Here is a 22,420-nt window from a genome sequence, read left to right on the forward strand (position 1 = left end):
TAAAAACGTCGTATCACTTAATAATAATGATACGACGTTTTATATTAATTGGTCAATTTAGTCTCCAACAAATTTTTTGGCATCATTCCACCAATTACTTGCATTCTTCTTTAAATTGTCCCAGCCTTTTCCAAGGCTCTTTGATACTTGATTAGCACCATCAGAAACACTGTCCCAGAAACTAGAACCAGAAGAGCTATTGGCCTTCTTTTCTTGTGAATCCAAGTAAGCAGCATCTTTGACACTAAAGTTGTTATTACCAGTAGTTGGTAAAATTTGTTGTAACTCGGTCTTAAATAATGGTCCTACACCGGTTCCACTTAGGTTTTCCAAATGATGTCCAGCATTGGTATTATCGAAACCTTCCCAAGTTGCGACAACAACTTTTGGTGTATATCCAATAATCCATTTATCTCTTGTAGCATCTGAGTCACCTGTATTATCAGCCTCAGTACTACCAGTCTTTCCGGCAATTGAGTATCCACTTGGTTTAGCAGATGCACCAGTACCGTTATCAAAGACACCTAGCATCATACTAGTCATCTTATTAGCAACATCTTTTGACATTACCTTCTTAGAAGTTACTGATTCATTATTAACGATCACATTACCTGAAGAATCAACAATCTTTCTAATGTAATGAGGTGTAGTCATGTTACCTTCATTGGCAAACGCTGTATAAGCTCCTGCCATTTGTTGAGGAGATACACCTGATGATAATCCACCTAAAGCTAAAGCAAGGTTCTTATCCTTCTTTTGGACAGGCAAACCAAATGACTTAACTGATTCGTAACCCTTGTCGACACCAATCTTATGAAGTAACCATACAGCTGGTGCATTCATACTTTGCGCTAACGCAGTGTACATAGGTACAGTTCCTGTATATACGTTGTTGTAGTTTTCCGGTGTGTACTTGTTAGAACCATATGATGTCTTCTTATTTTGAAGCATGTCATTGTAGTTATAACCGTTTTCCAAAGCAGGGGTGTAAACAGCTAGTGGTTTAATGGTTGAACCCGGTTGACGTTTAATTTGGGTTGCACGGTTGTACCCACGGAATACGTGTTGGCCACGTCCACCAACCACAGCAGTAACTCCACCAGTACTTGGGTCTAAAGCAATTGAGGCTGCTTGAACCTTAGTACCATCAGAAGCGTTGCTTGGGAAGTTACTATCGTTAGCAAAATCATCTTGCATACTGTTTTGTTGATCTTGATTTAGCGTTGTATAAATCTTGTATCCTCTATTCATGATGTCTGATTCGGATAAACCATACTTATTAATTGCTTCATCAATTACAGCATCGAAGTAATATGGGTACTTATAACCATCCTTGTATTGGTAGGTATTCTTGACTTGGATTGGTGTCTTCTTTAACTTGTTTGCTTCTGATTGACTAATCTTATTGTTATCAGCCATCAATTGTAACACAACATTTCTTCTATCCAAGGCTAACTTAGGATGATCAACAGGATTATATGCACTTGGATTAGTTAGCATTCCTGCTATCACAGCAGCATCTTGAACGGGTAAATCCTTAGCATTCATTCCAAAATAACGTCTTGATGCATCTTCAACACCGTAGACACCATTGCCAAAATATGAGTTGTTCATGTACATCGTTAAAATTTGATTCTTGCTGTATACATTTTCAACTTGAATGGATAGGAATAATTCCTTTAACTTTCGACTGAAAGTTTGTTGTTGGGTTAAGTATGCATTCTTTACCAATTGTTGAGTAAGAGTGCTTCCACCACCACTAATGTAGTCACGACGCATAATCTTGTTCTTAATCATTAATAGCATTGCACGGCCAAATCCTTTAACGGAAAAACCGTGTTCATTGTAGAAGTTTCTATCTTCAGTTGATAGGATTGCGTTTGGAATATTTGGTGAAATATCCTTAAATCCAACGTAGGTTCCTTTTTGTGAATAGATTTTACCGGCCTTTTTATTATTACCATCGTAAATTACTGTAGATTGTTCCAAAGATGACTGCAAGTCCTGAACGTGCGTAGTCTTCGCAACAAATGTGCAATAAGCACTCATTACAAGGAATAGTAATAAAAATATGACGATAATCCAACGAGTTAGTTGGTATCGGTGCCAGATTTTTTTAAAAGCACTTTTTGGTTTTTTATCATTTTTCATCTAGTATGATTACTCCTTCACTGATGATGATATTAATACCATTTTAACCCAAATTAACCCTAATTGGTAAAATAAAAAACAGATTTAACTAATTGTTAAACCTGTTTTCTTTAATTACATTTCGTCTGGAGCCTTAACACCAAGTAATCTTAGTGATTCTTTAAGAACGATTGATACTGATTTAACTAATGCTAAACGAGCATCTCTTTGTTCGTCATCATCCAAAATCTTAGTGTGAGCATAGTACTTGTTAAATGACTTAGCAAGTCTTAATGAGTACTTAGCAATAACTGAAGGTTCAAATTCGTCACAAGCCATCTTAACTCTTGCTGGGAAGTCATTTAGTAACTTAATAACGTTCCATGATTCTGCATCGTTAAGCTTCTTGTCAACGCTTGAGAAGTCAATGTCACCGGCTTTACGTAAAATACTTTCGGCACGTGCACGAGCGTATTGTACGTATGGTCCAGTTTCACCTTCAAAACGTAATTGATCTTCTAAGTTAAAGTCAATGTTGTTAATCTTTTCATTCTTCAAATCACCAAAGACGATGGCACCAACACCAACTTCTTTAGCAACTTCTTCCTTGTTAGGAAGATCTGGGTTCTTTTCAGCAATTTGCTTCTTGGCAATTGCGATTGATTCGTTCAATACTTCGTCCAATAGGATGATACGACCTGAACGAGTTGATAGCTTCTTACCATTTACAGTAATTAGCCCGAATGGGATGTGGTGTAGGTTCTTAGCTGAAGGAACACCCATTTCCATTAATACAGCCTTCAATTGCTTGAAGTAGTAAGTTTGTTCTGAACCAACAACGTATAGGTTCATAGCTGGGTGGTAAGTTTGGTCACGGTAAATAGCAGTTGCGATATCTCTGGTGATGTATAGTGAAGCACCATCACTCTTCAAGATTAATGCAGGGTTTAAATCGTATTTTTGTAAATCAACGATTGTGGCACCTTGTGACTTGCTTAATAGACCCTTTTCTTGTAGTGAATCAACAACATCTTGTAGCTTGTCATTGTAGAAAGCTTCACCATTGTAGGTATCAAAAGTAATACCTAATTTGTCATAGATTTCACCAAAGGCTTCAAGTGAAACTTCTCTGAACCATTTCCATAGTTTAGTAGCTTGTTCGTCACCATTTTCAAGTTTTCTGAACCAGTCTCTAGCAACATCGTCTAGTTCAGGTTGTTCCTTATCAATCTTGTGGAACTTAACGTAGTATTTAACTAAGTTATTGATAGGATCTTTTTTAACGTCTTCTTCGTTACCCCACATTAGGTATGCAGTGATTAGCTTACCAAATTGAGTTCCCCAGTCACCCAAGTGGTTATCCTTAATTGGGTTGTAACCATTTTTACGTAGGATTTCGGCAACAGAATTACCAATAACAGTAGATCTTAAGTGTCCCATTGAAATAGGCTTTGCAATATTTGGTGAAGACATATCGATGGTTACGTTACCACCCTTACCATCTTCGTTTTGACCATAGTTTTCCTTTTGGTCTAAAACAGCTGATAGAACGTCTTCACTGAAGTTAGACTTGTCTAGGAAGAAGTTAACGTATGGTCCAGCAGCTTCAACATGGTCAAATGAACTTTGATCAATCTTTTCTGCTACGTCAGCAGCGATTTGTTGAGGTGCCTTTCTAAACTTTTTAGCTAAAATAAATGTAGGGAAAGCTAAATCACCCATTTTTGAATCTTTAGGTCTCTCAATTTTTGGTAGAATGTCTTCTACAGATAGTTCGTTGTCCAATGCTTTAGATAGAGCATTAGCAACTAATTCTTTGTTTTCCATTATCCAAAACCTCCATAAATATATAAAAAGTCTCTTACAATATTAGTAATTGTAAGAGACGGAATAACCCGCGGTACCACTCTATTTGATATAAAATATCCGCTTTATTATTTAATTAATCATAATTCTAAAAAGTGCGAATTCAACATACCCTAATCATCGGCTCTCACCAAATCCGATGTCGCTTGTTAATGGAATATGTCTACTAGTCTTTTATTATCGAACAGTATCTGTCGGTTTATACGACAAAGCGGGTAACGGGAATCGGACCCGCGACCTGAGCTTGGGAAGCTCATATTTTACCACTAAACTATACCCGCAGATACAAAAAATATTATATCACACGTTACAATTTTTGGTAAGTTTGTTAAGCTGTTTTTTTCTTTGATGGTTTAGCAACTTTCTTGCTAACAACCGCACGCTTATTATATTCATTAACGACGATGCCATCTTCTTCATGGTGTTCGTCGATAAAGACCATTACTGAATTTTCGTATACTTTTTCAATTGTTCCAGCAAAGTCATGTTTTAAATAACCGAATCTAGGTGCAGAAACGTGGTCGCCAATTTGTAATTCTTTTGGTTCAGCCATCTTTTTGCCTCCTTAATAAAAAATAACGCGATATTGATAATATCAAAACGCGTTATTAATATCAAGGTATTTTTTGAGAAAATATTAATATCTCCTAATTACTGATTAATCAGTAATTTCGCGAGTTTTTTGATTAATATAATCTGCTGATGCTTGAAGTTGTTTTTGTTCCTTTTCAGTAAGATCTAAATCAATTTGTTTTTCAATTCCATTTCGTCCGACAATTGCTGGATAAGATAGGTATGTACCATATTCTTCGCGGTAGTTTGAAACAGCTAATTCTGTTTTAGCATCTTGTAAAACAATCTCAGCTAACTTAACAGCTGATGCTGAAATAGCAAAGTTAGTGTATCCCTTACCGTTGAAAACTGTAAATCCACCGACTCGAGCATCGTTATCGATTTCATCTAAGTCAATATTATACTTCTTTGCGTAATCAAAAATACTTTTATCGAAAACTTGGACTGTTGACCATGCAGTAAATTGAGAGTTACCGTGTTCACCAAGGTTGTAACCAATTACTGAACGAGGATCAATGTTAAGTTTTGCTGCAACTGCCCTCTTCATTCGAGCTGAATCTAGAAGTGTCCCTGTTCCGATAACACGTTCTTTAGCAAGTCCAGTTTCACGTTGATATAAGGAAGTAATAACATCGTTTGGATTAGTAATTACAATAATGATTCCATGAAAACCAGAATCTTTAATGTGTTTTGCAACATCTTTAACTTCTTTTACGTTAGCGTTTAATTCGGCAAAACGATCATTTTTATCCTTATTTTCTCTAATTAATTCAATGTGTCCAACTGCTGAAATAATAACATCTGCATCGGCTAAACTGTCATAGTTATTAACTTCAATATTTGTATGGTCCTTAATGTTAGACATTGCATCCCTAAAGTCTAAAGCATCAGCTTCAACTTTTGCTTCATCGTGATCAATTATGACTAAATCATCTGCAATTCCAGAAACAACAATGTGGTGCGCTACTGCAGCTCCCACACTACCGTCTCCAATAATACCAATTTTTCTTGTCATAAAGCATACCTCCTTTAATGTTGTAGTTATTCTATCACTCTAATATTTTAATTCAAGTTTTATTATGATTATTTATGATAAAATACCTATCAGGAGGAGATATTATGTGGGCTAGCTTAACACTAATAATGTTATTTATTTATATAGCAGTAACCATAATTGGTATCACCAGGGTCTCCGTTAAGAGAGTCATCCAATGGTTAATTGCTAGTCGAGTAATATATATATTAATACTGATTACGCAAATCGTTATCACCATTCGAGTTTCGGATCATCGTTTCTACACCGCAATAATTGCTGATGTGTTAGCTGTCCTACTTGGTGGTCTAACAGAATTAAACTATACAAACAAACAACAAAATCACCTTATTAATTTCAATGTGATTGGCCTAATCATAGTAATCATCGCTTTGATTGGCATCACTATCTATAATGTAATATAAAAAAGACATCGAATTATTCGATGTCTTTTTCTCTGTTCTTTAAAGCTAATTCAATTGAACGATCAACTAAGACTGATTGGGCATCAATCACTGGGTAGTCATGATCTGAGGCACGTTCTTCGGCAACAGATAATTCTGTACAACCTAAGATGATTACGTCACAATTCATCTCGTTCTTCATTTCATCTAAGATGTGATGATATAGTTCTTTGTTAACTTTATTTTGTTCTTTGACATATTTGTATATCAAATCCATTGTTTCTTCTTGAATATGCTCAGTTGGTTTTATAATTTCATAACCAGCGTTTTGCACTTCAGTATCGTAAATACCATCAAAAATGGTTCCCTTGGTAGCAATCAAACCAATTCTTTTAGCATTAGGATACACATTACTAATTTCAGCAACTGCTTCCTTTGGCATATGCAAAATTGGCACGCTTGTTGCTGACTGTAATTCATCAAAGAAGAAATGAGCAGTGTTACAAGGAATCACAAAGAAATCCGGATTTAATTGTGATTGTTGCTTAATATCTTCCTTTAATGGAATCAATGGGTTTGGTTTAGTATTGTCTAAAATGTAATTGGTTCTGTCTGGGACAGTCGCATGATTTACAAGGATATAATTTAAATATTCCTGATCATTACTAGCTGGTGTTCGTTGATTCAATAAATGAATGTAACTTTCGGTAGCTTCTGTTCCCATTCCACCAATAATTGAAAAGAAATGTCTCATTTTATCATCCCTATTTTTCGCTAAAGTAACGTTTGAAATTCTTAGCGTAGTTATGCTTAATCCAAACGTCTAATAACCAACGCTTAAAGCTCTTGTCACGGTTATACCAGAAAGTAGTACCGTATTGGCCCTTCTTGATTAATTGAAGAGCGAATTCCTTGTCTGCGTTGTCCTTAGCATATTTCTTGAAGACTTGTTCGCCAACACCTAACCATAGGTAACGATTGTCTTTGTTTTCGTTAGCGTATACAGTTTCTTTATCTGATAAGTCATCAAATGCGTAATCTCTAACAACCCAATCAGCTAAATTGTAACCATTTAAACTTACGAAGAAACTACTTCTACCTTGTCTCAAGTTAATTTCAAATAGTTTGAAAGTATTGTCTCGAGTATCGTATTTCATATCAAAGTTAGCGTAACCAACATAGTTAATCTTTTCTAGGAATCCTTGGACCATTGAATATAGCTTTTCGTTATATTCTGGCAAGATAGCTACATAGTTACCAATAGCTGCTGGTGATGGGTCTTCCAATAATGGATGACCTAAACACATCATCTTAACTTTGTGATTCTTGTCGACGTAGGCATTTAAAGTACGCATGTTACTGTCATCACCGGGGATAAAGTCTTGAAGAATCAAATCAGAAGTATATCCATTGGTATAAATCTTTTCAATTATATCTTCAAATTCATCTTGTGATTCAATAATGAATGCTTTTTTTCTGCCTTCAAAGTGAACATCCAACCATTCAACACTGTTGGTTGGCTTTAATGCGACTGGATAACCAAATGGTTGTTCAATCTTTTCATCACTTTCAAAATCATTTTTAGAAATAATCTTTGTCTTTGGATATGGTAAATCATATTCTTCACATAACTTATAGAAGTTTTCTTTACTGTTTAATTTCTTGATTAAGTCATAATCAACGTATGGACAAACGAAGACGTCTTCTAATTCATCCTTATGTTTTGAAATCAATTCAGCATAACCATCGCCACAACCAATTAAGATAACTGGTTCTTCATGTGACGCATATTCCTTCTTAAGTTCTTTCATTGATTCAATCCATTTTGGATCTTCGCTAAAGCCATCAATCAAAGTTAAATCAACAATTTTTGTAAAACGTGTAGGTGCAAGTGCTTGTTCAGCGTATGCCTTCACGGGTTTTCTGTATTTTTCATATAATGAACGAGCCATTCCATAAGCATTGAAATCACTACCTAATAGAACAACTGTAAAATTAGATTCTAAATTACTCATTATCTATCCCTCTCAAAACATTTTGTACCACGACGGGATCTGTTTCGTATGGAGTATCTACGCCGTTGATTTTTTGGTAAGGATCTCTTCCTTTACCAGCAACTACTATCATAGCATTATTATCACCGGCGTGAATAGCCTTTTTAATAGCCATTTTTCTGTCTAGTTCAATATGAACGTCAACTTTATCATGATTAATGTAAGAATCTATTTCGTTAATAATGTCTTTTGGATCTTCAAAGGCTGGGTCATCAGAAGTTAAAAATACAATATCTGCACTTTCAGTTAATGCTTTTCCAAAACCTTCTCTACGATCTAGTCCCTTATTACCAGGACTTCCCACTACAACAATTACCTTGCCATCAGGATTATTACTCTTCAAAAATCCTAATAGTGCATGCATGCTAGCGTAGTTATGGGCATAATCAACGTAAATTGTACCATTGTGCTTAGATTTGTATGATTCCATTCTCCCTGGAACAAACACATCTTTCAATCCCTTTTTGGCGTCTTGTGCACTAGCATTATCCAATGCAGAAGCGATAATCGCAGACATTGCATTAGCTTCGTTATAGTCTCCCACAACTCCAATTTTGTAGTCATCTTCGACATTCATTTTCTTAGCTTTTTCACTATTAGCAACTACTCTAATTTCATTGCTGTCGATTGTGTCTGAGATGCTTGAGAAATTGAAATCAATTTGTACGTCTTCAAATTCTTTTTTATCCCTACTGAATAGATAAATTTTGTCTGGATCAGTAGTTGATTTAGCTGCTTCGTAGACATCTAACATGTAATCTGTGTCTGCATCAATAATACAATGTGTGGAATTAACCATTAATTGTTCCTTGCAGTGTAGATAGTCGGCAAATGTTGGATGTTCGTTTGGACCAATATGATCCGGTGAAATATTTAAGAAAATACCCACATCAAAATGAAGTCCGTAGACTCTTAACTTTTTGTATGCTTGTGATGAAACTTCCATCACTAGACTAGTCATTCCATTATCCACTGCTTGTCTCATGTAGTTAAAAATATCTAATGACTCAGGGGTGGTTAAATGTGACTTGAAGCGTTGTGATGGTTCGTTTCCAACAACAGTATCAATTGTAGAAATCAATGCTGTTTTGTTGTTATTGGTGTTATCTAAAATACTTTTAGCAAAGTAAGAAGATGTTGTCTTCCCCTTAGTCCCGGTATAAGCAATAACAAACAAATCATTTTGAGGATAGCAGTAAAAGGCAGCGCCTACTAGAGACATTGCCTTTTGCACGTTATTCACAATGATTTGAGTTAAGCCATTACCTTCATCATACTTTTGTTCAGCAACGTAACCAGTCGCACCCATTTCCTTAGCCATCGCTAAGTATTCGGGCTTGAAATTACCCTTACAAAAGAACAATGTATTTGGTTTAACATTTCTGGAATCGTAAGTTACTTCATCAAATGAAACATCCTCACCTGATACAATTTCTTGTATTAGTCCATGTTCAGTTAATATTGTTTTTATTTCATCAATTCCAAGAGCCATTGTTTTTACTTCCTTATATCAAGATTTAAAAATTATGCTTGTAGTTGTACCTTGTTAATAGTATCAGCGTTTGTATCTTCTGGGAAGTATACTTCATACCATAGAATAAATAGGTAAGGTGTCATAATCTTTTGCATGCTTGATTTACCTTCATCATGTTCCTTTAGAATTCTTAACAATTCATCGGTGTTAAAGAACTTTTCAGCAACGTCAGAAGTAAATGCTCTCACAATTCTTTCATGGAACTTAGGTTCTCTGATCCATGATGCGATTGGTGATGGGAAACCAAGTTTTTCCTTCATAGCAACCTTGTCAGGTAATGCACGTTCAGCTGCTTTACGAAGTGAAATCTTAGTACCTTCTTTGTTGATACGAGTCTTAATTGGCATAGTTGCAGCAAACTCAGCAACCTTCTTATCAACCAATGGAGTTCTAACTTCAAGAGAGTTAGCCATACTCATACGGTCAGCCTTTTGTAAAATATCAAATGGTAACCAAGCATTGATGTCAAAGTATTGCATTTGAGTCATTTCGTCTTTGTCAGCTACTTCATCAAAAATGTATTTTGAGTAAGCACCTGAATCAACGTTCAATGATGGATCCTTTAATAACTTGTTTCTGTCATCGTAGTTGTATACGTAGTTAACACGGTAGTATCTTTCACTCAATGGTTGAGCACCACGAATTAAGAAACGACGACCGTGGAAACGAGGCATCTTAGTAGCCATCTTAGCTAATGCACTACGGATAAATCCAGGAACGTATTTTTGGTATCTTTCAAATGGAATTGCTTCTAGGTAAGTATTGTAACCACCGAAGAATTCATCAGCACCTTCACCAGATAAAGCAACCTTAACTTCTTTACTAGTACCTTGAGCTAAGTAGAATAATTGAATAGCTGATGGATTTGAAAGTGGTTCATCCATGTAGTACATCATAGTTGGTAAGAAATCAAAGTAGTCATCACCAGTAATCTTGATTGGTGTGTTCTTTTGACCGATTTGTTGAGCAAAGTCAGTTGACCATGATAATTCACTAAACTTAGAATCGTTGAATCCAAGTGAGAATGACTTAATTGGTTTTAATTTTGAAGCTTCGTTTAAAACGTAACTTGAGTCAACACCACTTGATAAGAAACTACCAACTTCAACGTCAGCAATCATGTGGGCCTTTACAGAATCCTTAACGATTGCTTCAATCTTCTTGGCATCTTCTTCAACAGTTTGTGATTCATCAATGTGATCGTAGTTGAACTTGTAATATCTGTGTGTTTCAGTCTTCTTTTCATCAATGTGGTGAATGAAGTAAGTACCAGGCATTACTTTGTAAACGTTCTTGAACATTGTTTCTGCTGATGGAATAAATTCAAAACTTAAGTGAATTGGTAGAAGCTTTAGGTTTAATTCCTTCTTGAATGCAGGGTTTGATAAGAATGCTTTTAATTCAGAACCGTACATAAATGCGTCGCCATCGTCGTAGTAGTATAGTGGCTTGATTCCGAAATGATCACGAGCACCGAAGATTTCGTTGTTAGCACTGTCATAGATAACGAATGCGTACATACCACGAAGTTTATCCAATAGTTTTGGACCCCATGCTTCGTAACCACGAATTAGAACTTCTGAGTCAACATCAGTTTCAAATTCCCAACCTTCAGAAATTAATTCATCTCTAATTTCTTGGTAGTTGTAAATTTCACCGTTAAAGGTTAATACTTTCTTCTTATCTTTACTGTATAGTGGTTGGCCACCATGAGCTAAGTCAATAATTGATAGACGACGGAATCCCATTGATACCTTATCGTCTTGGAAATACTTTTCATCATCAGGGCCACGATGCTTAATTCGATTAGCCATCTTTTCAATGGTGTCGTTAGGCACATCTTTATGATTTACATATCCACAAAATCCACACATAAGTTTTATTCCCCTTTGTTTTTTTAATGTATTAATAATTTTTAGTTACTTTTTAATCGTACTTATTTTATTGTAACAAAATATTTAGATTTTAGGCCATAAAAATAGCAATTTAATCAATGATACAAATTTATATAGTACACAAACTAATATTATTAAGTATAATCATATCTACACTTCTGTCCAGTGAAATCGTCTAAAAACCGCTATAAATTTGTATAAAACAAAAAGACGCTGATACGCGTCTTTTATTTACGAGCATTGTTATACTCTTTCATTGCATTTCCTGTGACTGATTTAGCGTCATTTAATGCGTCTTTTGGTGTTCCTGAATATAGGATTTCACCACCGTAACGACCAGCCTTAGGACCTACATCAATCATCCAATCTGACTTACTAATTACAGATAAGTTGTGTTCAACAATGATTAGAGTGTTGCCCTTTGCGACTAATTCATCGAATAAATTAGTCATTATGGATACATCTTTCATATGCAAACCGGCAGTTGGTTCGTCTAACAAGTAAACGGTACCGGTCTTGTTTAGTTGCAATGCTAGTTTTAATCTTTGGACTTCTCCACCTGATAATGTATCAAGTGATTGGCCAAGTGAAAGATAATCCAAACCAACCTTTTGCATATTAACTAACTTATCGTGGATTTCTGCAACGTCACTGAAGAACTTAATCGCTTCTTTAATTGATAAATTCAATACTTCGGCAATGTCTAAACCATTTAATTTGTATTGTAGTGCCTCATCACTGTAACGTTTTCCATGACATTTTTCACAAGTTTGAACAACTGGATCCATAAATGCCATGTTAGTAATTTGAACTCCACGACCTTTACATAATGGACATTTACCTTTTCCATTATAACTAAATAGTTGTCTTGAAACCTTGTTAGCATCCCCAAATAGTTTTCTAATATCATCTAGGATATATAGATAGGTAGCTGGTGTTGATCGAATGTTTACTCCAACTGCATCTTGAGTTAAGTCAATGTAGCCAGTTTTTAGTTTATCCTTAACCGCTTGGATTAATGAACTCTTACCAGATCCGGCAACCCCTGAAATAACGGTTTGAGCGTTTAATGGAATTGATACATTGGCATGCTTTAGATTATGGATGTTAACATCCTTTAAATCTAAGGTGTCGTTGAAATTCTTGGCCTGCTTAAATACCAGTGGTTCTTGTAATAACTTACCAGTGATGGTGTCACTCTTAAGTAAGTCGGAATACTTACCGTTAAACATAATCTTTCCACCATCTTTACCTGGTTTAGGTCCAATTTCGACAACGTAGTCGGCAATTGGAATTAGTTCAGGATTATGTTCAACGACTAAAACAGTGTTTCCCTTATCCTTTAATTTTCTCAATGCATGACTGATTAGTTTAATATCCGCTGGATGTAATCCAACACTTGGTTCATCTAAGATGTAAACCATGTCAGATAACGAACTATTCATGTACTTAGCAATCTTAATTCTTTGAGTTTCCCCACCGGATAATGTGTCAGTACTTCTGTCCAATGTTAAATAACCTAGACCTAAATCAATTAATGATTGAATCTTGGTAGTTAGTTCTCTCAATAAATCGACAGTTAGTTTTTCATCAATTGAATCTAGAAATTCAATAACGTGGTTTAAGTCCATTTGTAAGACATCGGCAATGTTATATCCATTAATCTTACAAGTAAGAACTTCTGGTCTTAACTTAGTACCATGACACTTATCACAAGCCGTTCTAGTAACGATTTCTTGAATGGCTTCCTTGTGGTGTTCTCCTTCTTTACTTTCAATAATTGAACGTTTAATTCTTGGAATGACACCTTCATACAAAATGGACTTTTTCCATTCTTTGGGCGCATCAGTTAAATGATGTTGCGGTGCATATAATAAATCATTTAATTCCTTTTCAGAGTAATCTTTAATCTTCTTGTCGTTATCGAATAAGCCGGTGTAAGCATAACGTTTCCAACGCCATGTTCCAGGACCAAAACTAACGAATGTAATTGCCCCTTCGTTTAATGACTTATCGTAATCAATCACCTTGTCCGGATTGATGTGATCAATGTAACCTAGCCCCTGACACTTATCACACATCCCTTGAGGTAAGTTGAATGAAAATGTATCAGAGTATCCAACCCAAGGTTTACCAATTCTAGAAAATAATAATCTCAATAATGAATAGATTCCAGTGTAGGTAGCAAGTGTTGAACGTGGATTTTTCCCGACCTTCTTTTGTTGAATCACAATCGCAACAGGTAGATTGTCGATTCTTCCTACATGTGGAGCTCCATACTTTGGTAGGTATTGCTGGGTGAAACTAGGAAATGTTTCGTTTAACTCTCTTCTAGAGTTAGCAGCAATCGTATCAAAAACAAGTGATGACTTTCCGGCACCAGATAATCCGGTAAAAACTGTAATCGCATGCTTTTTGATGCTGATATCCAAGTGCTTTAAGTTGTTTTGAAAAGCATTATGAACCTCGATATAATCTTGATTTGGCATTTCAATCCTCCTGAATTCACTTTGTAGTAACAATTATAGTAGTTATAAGATTCAATTTCATTTATCTTGTTTAATAATTAAGATTTTATAAAGATAATCTGTTTTCTTGAGAAAAATAATTTTTTGATACTATAATGAAAGTATGGATACGATATCTAATCGAAAGAAGATGAAATTATGGCAGAAGAAAAAAGAGATAAAATGATTGGTTTAGTAATGTTCATTTGTAACAAATATAATCGTAAGGATTTTCGTTTCGCGAAGTCTTTAATCTCTCACAGCTATGATGAAACTGTTGAAAGATTACAAAAGGCTTATGAAGATTCTTGTGATGCTTTCAAAAAGCGTATCTTAGAACCAATTAAGATTCCAGCTGACACTGTCGCTATTGATTACAGTGCCGCATTCGAAAAGATGACAGCTACTAAAATTACTACCCATCAATTAAAGAAGTATTCAAAGCATGCCTTAATTGCTAAGGAAATGTTAGAAAGAATCAACGAACCACTAGACTAATAACTAACTAAAAAAGCCATCCTTAATCAGGATGGCTTTTTCTATTTCATTAATTGATATAACTTACCGTAGTTAACGGTTCCCAAACCAGTAGATTGGTTGTACTTCTTTCCGGGTTGGCCGGTATAGTACAAGTTACTATTATCTTTGTCAGAATCTAATGTATTAAATGGTGAGTTACCATTGTTAGCAAGTGCATACAACTGTGGATTCCATAATCCGAAACGATGATTTGCTCTAGTAGCGTATAAAGAATTTACCGCAGCAACTTGAGGAGCTACAATACTTGTCCCGCCATCGGTAAACCATTGGTTGTTATATAACACAGTGTATCCGGTTTGAGGATCACCGTTAGCAACAATGTCCGGTAGGTTTCTACCAGATGCAGTTCCAGAAGTTTGGGTTGGCTTTGCGTATTGTTTTGCATAACCACTATCCATGTTCCAGTATTGAATAGCATTGTAACTATTTACACCACTGACATTACTTTGGTATGCAGGTGTTTGGTTGAACTTACTGAAACCACCACCGGTTCCAGCAAAGTAAGTACTTAGGAAACTATTTTGATCACTGTTATATAGCTTCAATTGGTTAAAGTATGGATATAAGAAATCATTTGACCATGCACGTTCCTTATCAACCTTAACCTTGTGACCGTTGACAGTATAATTGATTGGCACACTGGTTGCTCCAACGGCTGTAATGAATGGAGATGAAGCTGGAGATTCAACTGTTAATCCAGTTACTCCCCCTTCAATCCCATCATAGGCACCATTGTCACCGGTTGAATTAAAAATACTAATCCCTTGCGCAGCACCTTGTAGTAACAAGCTATTCATAATTGAATTGTAGTTCTTAGAAATGAACCCTTCATTCATCATTTGTTGTAGTTCGGCTTCACTAATTCCCCAACTCAATGATAAACTGTCGGACTTGTTAGCACTGATTGCTTTAGCGAAGCTCTCTACCATTCCAGAGATGGTTGGTTGAGAAATATAAACATTGATGTTTGATTTAGGCGCAATTGCACCAGCTTGTTGGATATCCATTGTAGTTTCATCACTTTGCGACTTGATTGAGGCATAGGCATCCTTGTAAACGTGAACTCGTTTAATGCTTGAAGGAATCCCTACCTTCTTCCAAAATCTGGTAATGTCGGAATTCTTAAAGCCACCGAATGAGATAATCCCAATTCCATGTTTACTACCACGATTAGCTTGTTTTAATGAGGTTGCACCATAACGACTGATGAAGTCCTTAGGGCTGCGCTTCATTGAGCTACTCTTAGTTTTCTTAGCCACATTGCTATTAACGTGATCATAGTTACTTAGCCCCATGAATCCATTAACATGCTTTTGAAGATTACCCATCATCTTTGGTTCATGGTTTGGACGGTAGACGAACTTACCGTTGACCTTCACTCTCACTTGCTTATACTTAAGCGCTTTTTGAATGTTAGTCTTGCTACCATAACCTCTTAAAACAAGGTTACCCGCGTACTTAGTAGTATTAATATGATACTTTTTGAAATACTTTTGAATTGCAGCGACAGTTCTATTGGTTTGTCCATAACTATTGGCAAACTGTTTGGTAGATAAGAACTTCTTATGCTTGGTCAAAACATAATTTTCTAGTTTACTACTACTCCTTGTTTTTAGAATAATCGCGAAGTTTGAGGTCGCTGAACTAGATTTAGCTTTGGACTTTTTATGAATCTTAACCTTATGTACCGTTTTTTTAGCTTGAGCATCAAAGTTGTAATTAAATGCTGTTCCCAATAAAACAGAGGCACTTAGTGTCGCAAAAATTGTTTTTCTATAATTCACTCGTATCACCCCTTATGTAATTTCATAATATTCCTAAAAATATCTCAAGTATACAGATTTAAGCAATTCTTTATAATTTTTTATGTTAGTATTAAATATAGTTACATAGTGAAAGGAGGTTTGCAATTTGTTTAAAGAATTCAAAGCATTCATCTCTAAAGGTAATGTCTTAGATTTAGCCGTTGGTGTAATCATTGGTTCAGCATTCACAACCATCGTTAAGTCATTTACTTCCAACTTGATTAATCCTTTAATTGGAATTTTCATGGGTCAAATGAACTTATCATCAATCGTCTTCTCAGTGGGTTCAGCTCACTTCAGAGTCGGTAGTTTCATCAACGATGTTATTAACTTCTTGATTGTTGCCTTCGTTGTATTCTTGATTGTAAGAACTTACAACAAAGTTTCAAAACGCGATACTACTCCTAAGGATACCAAGACTGACATCCTATTAGGTCAAATCCGTGATTTACTTTCAGAACAAAAAAATAACAAATAACAACAAACCCAGGTATTTTTATGCCCGGGTTTTTTCTTTTGATATTAAGTTCGGTTTTAAAATATGATAAAATATTATTACTATTTCAAAAAATGAGGAGTTAATATGGTGATAATTACAGCAGGGATGATTGGTGTTGGTAAGACAACTTTGACCGGTAAAATCGCAAAACATTTAGGCACTAAGGCCTTCTATGAACCAGTTGGTGAAAATCCTGTTTTGCCTTTGTACTATAACAATCCAGAACAATATGGATTCTTATTGCAAATTTACTTTTTAAACAAACGTTTTTCAATGATTAAGAAGGCGCTATCAGACGATAACAACATCTTAGATAGATCAATCTATGAAGATGCCCTTTTCACAAAACAAAATAATGCTGAAGGTAACATTTCAGACATGGAATTGAAAATTTACCTAGAATTGCTGGACAAAATGATGGGCGAATTAGATCAACTTCCTAAAAAAGCTCCAGACCTAATGGTATATGCTGAAACCGATTTTGAAACCATTCTACACAGAATTAAAATGCGCGGCCGTGACTACGAACAATTCGATAACGATCCTAAGTTAAAAGAATATTACTATCACATGTGGTCAGCATACAAACAATGGTATGAAGAATATGATAAGAGTCCTAAGATGAAGATTGACCTTCAAAAATACGACCTATCAGAAGATGCTAACGTCGACATCGTTTTAAACATGATTGATGAAGAACTTAAAAAAATCAGATAATAAAAAATCCCAAATCATAATGATTTGGGATTTTTTGTGTTTAGTTATCTTCTAATGTACCTAGTTCAAAGATTGATTGACCATAAATTGCCATCGCTAACATCAAGTCGTCTACAACTTGGTATTCGTTGGCTTGGTGCATTGTGTTTACAGTCCAAGGGAATTCAGCACCGAATGCTACCCCTCTCTTCATCATACGACCGTAAGTACCACCACCAACTACTTGTGGTTGGGCTTCAGTCTTACCAGTGCGTTCACGGTAAACATTGATTAGTTTGTTTACGATTGGGTCTTTTGGATCAACATAGTGAGGAACCATGTCGTCTGTGTTGTTAACAGTTCCATCCATTACCTTAGCAGCTTGGCTTAAGTGTTTTCCAATGGTTTCAACACTAATGCCCTTAGGATATCTAAAGTTAGTGTTAACAAAACCTCCATCAGTTGGGTTGAACTTTAAGATACCAACGTTCATTGTTAAGTCACCCATGATTTCATCAGTGTAGTTAGCACCGATTCTGTTTGCTCGAGAATCACCGTGTAGGAATTCTGCAACAAACTTAATAAAGTTCTTAGCATCACCAGAGAAATCGTAGCCACGTAAGAAGTTAGCTAGGAATGTTCCACCATTAACACCGTTTCTTGGTTCCATTCCGTGTGCTGACTTACCAATTAAATGTAACTTGATTCCATCTTCAGTGATTTCAGAACCACCGTCTAGTTTGCGATCTTGCATAAATGTTGAGAATTCTTCTGCCATTTGATCTTTAAATGCAGTCTTAACATCAGCAAAAGCATCCCTTGGTACCATGTTTTCTCTTAAACCGGCATCGAAGTTAGCTAAGTAGTAATCAGCTGAATCTTCTTGGTTGGTACCAAAAGTAGTTTCAAATGTTGTATTACCTTTTTCACCATTAATAACTGGGAATTGAGCATCTGGAGAGAATCCAAAGTCAGGTTCTGGTTCTAACTTGAAGTAATGCTTCATTCCAGTCCAGTTACTTTCTTCATCGGTACCAATAATGAATCGAAGCTTGCAGTTAGGTTCAATTCCTTGGTCCTTCATCATCTTTAGACCATAGTATGCAGCCAAACCAGGTCCCTTGTCGTCGGAGGCACCACGACCAAATACTTTTCCGTCTTTGATCATCATTTCAAATGGATTGCTGTCCCATCCTTCACCGGCTGGCATAACATCAGCATGGGCTAAAATAGCAAATGTCTTATCTCCACTACCGTATTCTATGTAACCAACTAGGTTATCTAAGTTCTTGACAGTGAAACCGTCGCGTTTACCAATTTCTAAGTACTTTACTAATGCTTTAGCTGGACCAGGTCCTAAAGGAAATTCATCAGTAGCCTCGTTATCATTTCTTTCACTATCGATAGAAATTAAGTCAGCTAAATCCTTTAGATAATCTTCCTTGTAGTCTTGAGCTAATTTATCCCAATTAATCATTTTGAAATCCTCCTTTACCTTTCCATATATTTTAGCATAATCTAATAAAAACACATCAATGAAGTACCAATTTTTTAGTGATATACTGAAGATAAAACGTTAGGAGGAATTAATATGACAGAAATTTCAACTGACATCGTTAATAACACTATTATTAAACGTCCAAATAATAGCCATAAAGGCACTTTTGGACGAGTTGGTATTATTGGTGGTACCAATAACTTTGGCGGTGCTATTATCATGGCCTCAAAGGCCTGTGTCTATTCTGGTGCAGGATTAACAACTACTTTTACGGACCCAGTCAATCTTTCTAGTCTTCATACCAACATTCCTGAAGCAATGTTTGTAGACTTTAATGATTTAGACAGTATTAAGTCGATGCTTAACGGATTCGATGTTGTCCTAATCGGTCCAGGACTAGGAACTGATGAAAACAGTCTAACTATCTTAAAAACTGTTTTTAATAACATCCAGCCAACACAAAAATTAATTATTGATGGTTCAGCCATCACACTTATTGCCAATCATAATCTTGACCTTCCTGATGCAAAACTTATTTTCACACCACATCAAATGGAATGGCAACGATTATCTGGCATTAAAATCAGTGACCAAACCGATGAAAACAATCAAAAAGCCGTCAAGAAATTAAATGCTACAGTTGTTGTTAAGTCACACCATACCAAGATATATCATAATGATGATATCTGGATTAATCCTGGTGGTACCCCTGCTCAAGCAACTGGTGGTATGGGGGATACTTTAGCCGGAATGGTTGCCGGGTTCGTAGCACAATTCTCAGATACAACTGATGCAGTTTTATCTGCCGTATATGCTCACAGCGCAATCGCTGATAAATTAGCTGAGAACCAATATGTTGTTCTTCCTACCCAAATCATTGAACACATCCCCGAATTCATGAAAGCAAGCGAAAAAAAGACAGAATCATAATCGATTCCGTCTTTTTTTATTTGCGATTTATAAAGTTAAAAATTATTACCAATGATAATGGAATAATCAATACTAGTACTGAGTAAGCATTTAGGTAATGATCGACAATCCCCATGATGAAGGTTCCTAAAATGAAACTTGTAATTACCATGATGGTATCAATCAATAGTGATTTAGCCTTTTTATCATGATCAGCCAATGCTAAATATGCATTATTAGCGATTTTACTAATGTTTCCAGTCATCATTAATGGATTAAATGGATTTCCATTTAGCAGTTTGAATTCTTGTAATTGGGCAGCTGATACTAACGATAACAGTCCCACGATTAAAACTGATGAGGTATCCTTGACTAGTAAACCAACAATCATAATAACCACTATTTCATAAAACATGATTATCACTTTTCGTGTATTGATGGAGTCCAGTTTTCTTTGCATTACCTTGATAATCACAATTCCTAACGCAAAGAAAATAATTGAGAAAATATACTTCAAAGATTGATCAAAGTCATGATTAGCTAAACTAATCCCAAACAAAATTGAGTTACCTGTTTGTAATCCGGCAAATACCCCGCCTTGTTCGATGAAGGTATAGGCGTCAATTCCACCACTGGTTATTGCCAATAGGATTGCAATTAATGGATGCGTAAATATATCTTTATTTTTCATCTTCATTACCCATGCTTTCAGCTTTATTTAATATTCAATTTGTTTCGAATTGATGTGGCCTTGATACCAATAACTGTATCGGCAATTCTACTCTTAAGTGCAAGGTAAACATATACCACTCCACCTAATAAAGTTGAAATTGAAACAACGATGAAACTACCAACACGAGTGAATGGATTCATCAATAAGCCGACAATCATGTTGCCTGCATATACAGATGCTAACGCAACAAGGTAAGTTACAAGTGAGAATAGTACAATCCAGTTAATCTGGTTTAGAATCTTATCACTTCTAATCTTAAACTGACGATCCAATGAATTGATAATCAATCCGTTTACAACCATAAATCCAATTGCGGAAGAAATTAAAGGACCGAATTCCTTGAAGAAGAATACCATTGGGAATTGTGATACAACTTTAGCAATGATTCCGTAAATAAAGTATCTTACGGCAACCTTATTTTGAGAAATTCCTTGCATCATCGCAGTCACAACGGTGAACAATCCAAAGAAGATTGAAATAATGGATGAGAATGCTAATACATTAGCTGATAGTGCCCCATTACCAGTTCCGTAGAACAAACGGTTCAAAGGACCAGCAACAGCGGTCATCCCTAACGCTGCTGGAATCATTACGAATGAGAACAATACAAAACCACTTGAAATTTGGTGGCTGATTTCCTTCTTATCACCCTTTGTGTATGCTTCGGATAGTAAAGGAACAACAGTGATTGCCATTGCAGAAGCAAGTGAGATGGTAATCATGATTAGCTTGTTGGCGTTACCAGCAAAAATTGCGTACAACTGGTTAAGAACTTGATTGGAAGCATTTGTGGCAACATGCATAATCTTAAAGAATGTAAATTGATCAATTAGTTGGAAGATTGAAATTCCAGCACCTAAAATAACGAATGGTACGGCTTGTTGGATGATTTCAACGTACAACTTATTGGCATTTACATGAATTTCATTGTTACTATTTTTAACCAAAGAACGGTAGTAACGACGACGTTTTAAGTAATACCAGGCTAAAACTAATAATCCGGCAACTGATCCAACAAAGGCAGCAAATGTAGATTGAGAGACAGCAGTTACCCAATTACCGTGTAGCACCTTAATAATGAAAAATACAGCCACCAACATGTAAATAACACGGAATAATTGTTCGGCAAATTGTGAAATAGCTGAAGGTGCCATATCTTGGAATCCTTGGAAGTAACCACGGGTTAAACTCATGGTTGGAATGATTAATACGGCCCATGATAATGATCTCATAACCGGAATTAAATCAGGATTTCCGTTATCAAATGCAGGTGCTCCGATATATAGGATTAATGCACAAACAATCCCTGTGATTAGTGATAATAATAATCCTCGTTTGTACAACCTGACACTGACACCGTACTCATTTAAGGCATTATAATGAGCAACCTGTTTGGCAATTGCGGATGGGATTCCGGCAATTGAAATAATTAAAATCAAACTATAAACGTTGTATCCTTGAACGTATAAAGCATTTGCTTGTAAATACAAAGTTCCAAGCATCATACTCCAAGGAATTATGTATACTGCTCCTAATATTCTTGATAAGATGCTTCCCGCAGTCATCCATGCGGATCCCTCAATCATCTTATCCTGAGCTAAATTGTCTTTCATATTTTTATCTTGTTCATGCATATCGCATTCCCACTTTCAAATTTCTCTAACTTGTTCATTTTAATCAATATTTTACTCGTAATCAACATGATACCACTATTAGACACAAAAAAAGAGTGATAATCGTTAAA

Annotated in this window: 18 protein-coding genes and 1 tRNA gene; 5 read left to right on the forward strand and 14 right to left on the reverse strand. The window is 35.7% G+C overall.

The genetic code is table 11. The annotated features are described in order from the left end of the window. Nucleotides 1-57: 57 nt before the first annotated feature. The 5 genes from ACOMA7_RS02065 to ACOMA7_RS02085 all read right to left on the reverse strand — a co-directional run bounded on the left by ACOMA7_RS02065 (nucleotide 58) and on the right by ACOMA7_RS02085 (nucleotide 5,584). Nucleotides 58-2,151: a transglycosylase domain-containing protein gene (locus ACOMA7_RS02065; RefSeq protein ID WP_421391622.1), complete on the reverse strand. Its 2,094-nt coding sequence runs from the start codon at nucleotides 2,149-2,151 to the stop codon at nucleotides 58-60. A gap of 114 nt (nucleotides 2,152-2,265) precedes the next feature. Beyond that, on the reverse strand, nucleotides 2,266-3,957 hold the full coding sequence (argS, locus tag ACOMA7_RS02070) for an arginine--tRNA ligase (RefSeq protein WP_054608100.1): 1,692 nt from the start codon (nucleotides 3,955-3,957) through the stop codon (nucleotides 2,266-2,268). Between the two features lie 249 nt (nucleotides 3,958-4,206). Continuing rightward, a tRNA-Gly gene (locus tag ACOMA7_RS02075) sits at nucleotides 4,207-4,277 on the reverse strand. A gap of 47 nt (nucleotides 4,278-4,324) precedes the next feature. Beyond that, on the reverse strand, nucleotides 4,325-4,549 hold the full coding sequence (locus tag ACOMA7_RS02080; RefSeq protein ID WP_034531232.1) for a hypothetical protein: 225 nt from the start codon (nucleotides 4,547-4,549) through the stop codon (nucleotides 4,325-4,327). Between the two features lie 105 nt (nucleotides 4,550-4,654). Beyond that, nucleotides 4,655-5,584, reverse strand: coding sequence for an L-lactate dehydrogenase (locus ACOMA7_RS02085; protein ID WP_421391625.1), 930 nt, complete (start codon nucleotides 5,582-5,584; stop codon nucleotides 4,655-4,657). A gap of 104 nt (nucleotides 5,585-5,688) precedes the next feature. On the opposite strand from ACOMA7_RS02085, the gene ACOMA7_RS02090 reads away from it, so the two are divergent. Beyond that, complete coding sequence (locus tag ACOMA7_RS02090; RefSeq protein ID WP_301945713.1) at nucleotides 5,689-6,027, forward strand: DUF1516 family protein; 339 nt, start codon at nucleotides 5,689-5,691, stop codon at nucleotides 6,025-6,027. Between the two features lie 13 nt (nucleotides 6,028-6,040). On the opposite strand, the gene ACOMA7_RS02095 is transcribed toward ACOMA7_RS02090, so the two are convergent. The 5 genes from ACOMA7_RS02095 to ACOMA7_RS02115 form a co-directional block, all read right to left on the reverse strand. Then, the gene (locus ACOMA7_RS02095) at nucleotides 6,041-6,760 is read right to left on the reverse strand and encodes an aspartate/glutamate racemase family protein (protein ID WP_054608097.1); all 720 of its coding nucleotides are present in this window, start codon (nucleotides 6,758-6,760) and stop codon (nucleotides 6,041-6,043) included. A 10-nt stretch (nucleotides 6,761-6,770) separates the two neighbouring features. Continuing rightward, nucleotides 6,771-8,021: a carboxylate--amine ligase gene (locus tag ACOMA7_RS02100; protein ID WP_053791693.1), complete on the reverse strand. Its 1,251-nt coding sequence runs from the start codon at nucleotides 8,019-8,021 to the stop codon at nucleotides 6,771-6,773. Continuing rightward, nucleotides 8,014-9,552, reverse strand: a complete 1,539-nt coding sequence (locus ACOMA7_RS02105) for a UDP-N-acetylmuramoyl-L-alanyl-D-glutamate--2,6-diaminopimelate ligase (protein WP_421391628.1) — start codon at nucleotides 9,550-9,552, stop codon at nucleotides 8,014-8,016. The genes ACOMA7_RS02100 and ACOMA7_RS02105 overlap by 8 nt, the downstream gene beginning before the upstream one ends. Nucleotides 9,553-9,584: 32 nt before the next feature. Beyond that, entirely contained in the window at nucleotides 9,585-11,468 is a 1,884-nt protein-coding gene (asnB, locus tag ACOMA7_RS02110; protein WP_041152206.1) for an asparagine synthase (glutamine-hydrolyzing), read from the reverse strand. Between the two features lie 248 nt (nucleotides 11,469-11,716). Continuing rightward, nucleotides 11,717-13,978, reverse strand: a complete 2,262-nt coding sequence (locus ACOMA7_RS02115; RefSeq protein WP_421391631.1) for an ATP-binding cassette domain-containing protein — start codon at nucleotides 13,976-13,978, stop codon at nucleotides 11,717-11,719. 177 nt (nucleotides 13,979-14,155) lie between these two features. On the opposite strand from ACOMA7_RS02115, the gene ACOMA7_RS02120 reads away from it, so the two are divergent. Continuing rightward, nucleotides 14,156-14,494 (forward strand): hypothetical protein, encoded by a 339-nt coding sequence (locus ACOMA7_RS02120; RefSeq protein WP_054608093.1) that lies wholly within the window; start codon nucleotides 14,156-14,158, stop codon nucleotides 14,492-14,494. A 41-nt stretch (nucleotides 14,495-14,535) separates the two neighbouring features. On the opposite strand, the gene ACOMA7_RS02125 is transcribed toward ACOMA7_RS02120, so the two are convergent. Next, nucleotides 14,536-16,320 (reverse strand): S53 family peptidase, encoded by a 1,785-nt coding sequence (locus ACOMA7_RS02125; protein ID WP_421391633.1) that lies wholly within the window; start codon nucleotides 16,318-16,320, stop codon nucleotides 14,536-14,538. 127 nt (nucleotides 16,321-16,447) lie between these two features. On the opposite strand from ACOMA7_RS02125, the gene mscL reads away from it, so the two are divergent. After that, nucleotides 16,448-16,819 (forward strand): large-conductance mechanosensitive channel protein MscL, encoded by a 372-nt coding sequence (gene mscL, locus ACOMA7_RS02130; RefSeq protein ID WP_054608091.1) that lies wholly within the window; start codon nucleotides 16,448-16,450, stop codon nucleotides 16,817-16,819. 105 nt (nucleotides 16,820-16,924) lie between these two features. After that, a complete protein-coding gene (locus ACOMA7_RS02135) occupies nucleotides 16,925-17,557 on the forward strand; it encodes a deoxynucleoside kinase (protein WP_053791689.1) in 633 nt (210 codons plus the stop codon). Between the two features lie 40 nt (nucleotides 17,558-17,597). On the opposite strand, the gene pepV is transcribed toward ACOMA7_RS02135, so the two are convergent. Next, nucleotides 17,598-19,013: a dipeptidase PepV gene (pepV, locus tag ACOMA7_RS02140; RefSeq protein WP_421391636.1), complete on the reverse strand. Its 1,416-nt coding sequence runs from the start codon at nucleotides 19,011-19,013 to the stop codon at nucleotides 17,598-17,600. Between the two features lie 114 nt (nucleotides 19,014-19,127). On the opposite strand from pepV, the gene ACOMA7_RS02145 reads away from it, so the two are divergent. Then, nucleotides 19,128-19,964: an NAD(P)H-hydrate dehydratase gene (locus ACOMA7_RS02145; RefSeq protein ID WP_421391638.1), complete on the forward strand. Its 837-nt coding sequence runs from the start codon at nucleotides 19,128-19,130 to the stop codon at nucleotides 19,962-19,964. A gap of 16 nt (nucleotides 19,965-19,980) precedes the next feature. On the opposite strand, the gene ACOMA7_RS02150 is transcribed toward ACOMA7_RS02145, so the two are convergent. Together ACOMA7_RS02150 and ACOMA7_RS02155 are read right to left on the reverse strand one after the other, a co-directional pair. Further along, nucleotides 19,981-20,634: a YoaK family protein gene (locus ACOMA7_RS02150; RefSeq protein ID WP_421391639.1), complete on the reverse strand. Its 654-nt coding sequence runs from the start codon at nucleotides 20,632-20,634 to the stop codon at nucleotides 19,981-19,983. 23 nt (nucleotides 20,635-20,657) lie between these two features. Continuing rightward, nucleotides 20,658-22,310 carry a putative polysaccharide biosynthesis protein gene (locus ACOMA7_RS02155; protein ID WP_421391641.1) on the reverse strand — a complete coding sequence of 551 codons (1,653 nt, stop codon included), beginning with the start codon at nucleotides 22,308-22,310 and terminating at the stop codon, nucleotides 20,658-20,660. Between the last annotated feature and the right edge of the window lie 110 nt (nucleotides 22,311-22,420).

Origin of the sequence: Apilactobacillus intestinapis, assembly GCF_049166695.1 — a bacterium.
In the GTDB taxonomy this organism is placed as follows: domain Bacteria; phylum Bacillota; class Bacilli; order Lactobacillales; family Lactobacillaceae; genus Apilactobacillus; species Apilactobacillus kunkeei_C.

What these genes read in the sequence shown, in the direction of transcription:
- ACOMA7_RS02065 (WP_421391622.1), bottom strand. Translation starts at nt 2,151, where the DNA reads ATGAAAAATGATAAAAAACCAAAAAGTGCTTTTAAAAAAATCTGGCAC.
- argS (WP_054608100.1), bottom strand. Translation starts at nt 3,957, where the DNA reads ATGGAAAACAAAGAATTAGTTGCTAATGCTCTATCTAAAGCATTGGAC.
- ACOMA7_RS02080 (WP_034531232.1), bottom strand. Translation starts at nt 4,549, where the DNA reads ATGGCTGAACCAAAAGAATTACAAATTGGCGACCACGTTTCTGCACCT.
- ACOMA7_RS02085 (WP_421391625.1), bottom strand. Translation starts at nt 5,584, where the DNA reads ATGACAAGAAAAATTGGTATTATTGGAGACGGTAGTGTGGGAGCTGCA.
- ACOMA7_RS02090 (WP_301945713.1), top strand. Translation starts at nt 5,689, where the DNA reads ATGTGGGCTAGCTTAACACTAATAATGTTATTTATTTATATAGCAGTA.
- ACOMA7_RS02095 (WP_054608097.1), bottom strand. Translation starts at nt 6,760, where the DNA reads ATGAGACATTTCTTTTCAATTATTGGTGGAATGGGAACAGAAGCTACC.
- ACOMA7_RS02100 (WP_053791693.1), bottom strand. Translation starts at nt 8,021, where the DNA reads ATGAGTAATTTAGAATCTAATTTTACAGTTGTTCTATTAGGTAGTGAT.
- ACOMA7_RS02105 (WP_421391628.1), bottom strand. Translation starts at nt 9,552, where the DNA reads ATGGCTCTTGGAATTGATGAAATAAAAACAATATTAACTGAACATGGA.
- asnB (WP_041152206.1), bottom strand. Translation starts at nt 11,468, where the DNA reads ATGTGTGGATTTTGTGGATATGTAAATCATAAAGATGTGCCTAACGAC.
- ACOMA7_RS02115 (WP_421391631.1), bottom strand. Translation starts at nt 13,978, where the DNA reads ATGCCAAATCAAGATTATATCGAGGTTCATAATGCTTTTCAAAACAAC.
- ACOMA7_RS02120 (WP_054608093.1), top strand. Translation starts at nt 14,156, where the DNA reads ATGGCAGAAGAAAAAAGAGATAAAATGATTGGTTTAGTAATGTTCATT.
- ACOMA7_RS02135 (WP_053791689.1), top strand. Translation starts at nt 16,925, where the DNA reads ATGGTGATAATTACAGCAGGGATGATTGGTGTTGGTAAGACAACTTTG.
- pepV (WP_421391636.1), bottom strand. Translation starts at nt 19,013, where the DNA reads ATGATTAATTGGGATAAATTAGCTCAAGACTACAAGGAAGATTATCTA.
- ACOMA7_RS02145 (WP_421391638.1), top strand. Translation starts at nt 19,128, where the DNA reads ATGACAGAAATTTCAACTGACATCGTTAATAACACTATTATTAAACGT.
- ACOMA7_RS02150 (WP_421391639.1), bottom strand. Translation starts at nt 20,634, where the DNA reads ATGAAAAATAAAGATATATTTACGCATCCATTAATTGCAATCCTATTG.
- ACOMA7_RS02155 (WP_421391641.1), bottom strand. Translation starts at nt 22,310, where the DNA reads ATGCATGAACAAGATAAAAATATGAAAGACAATTTAGCTCAGGATAAG.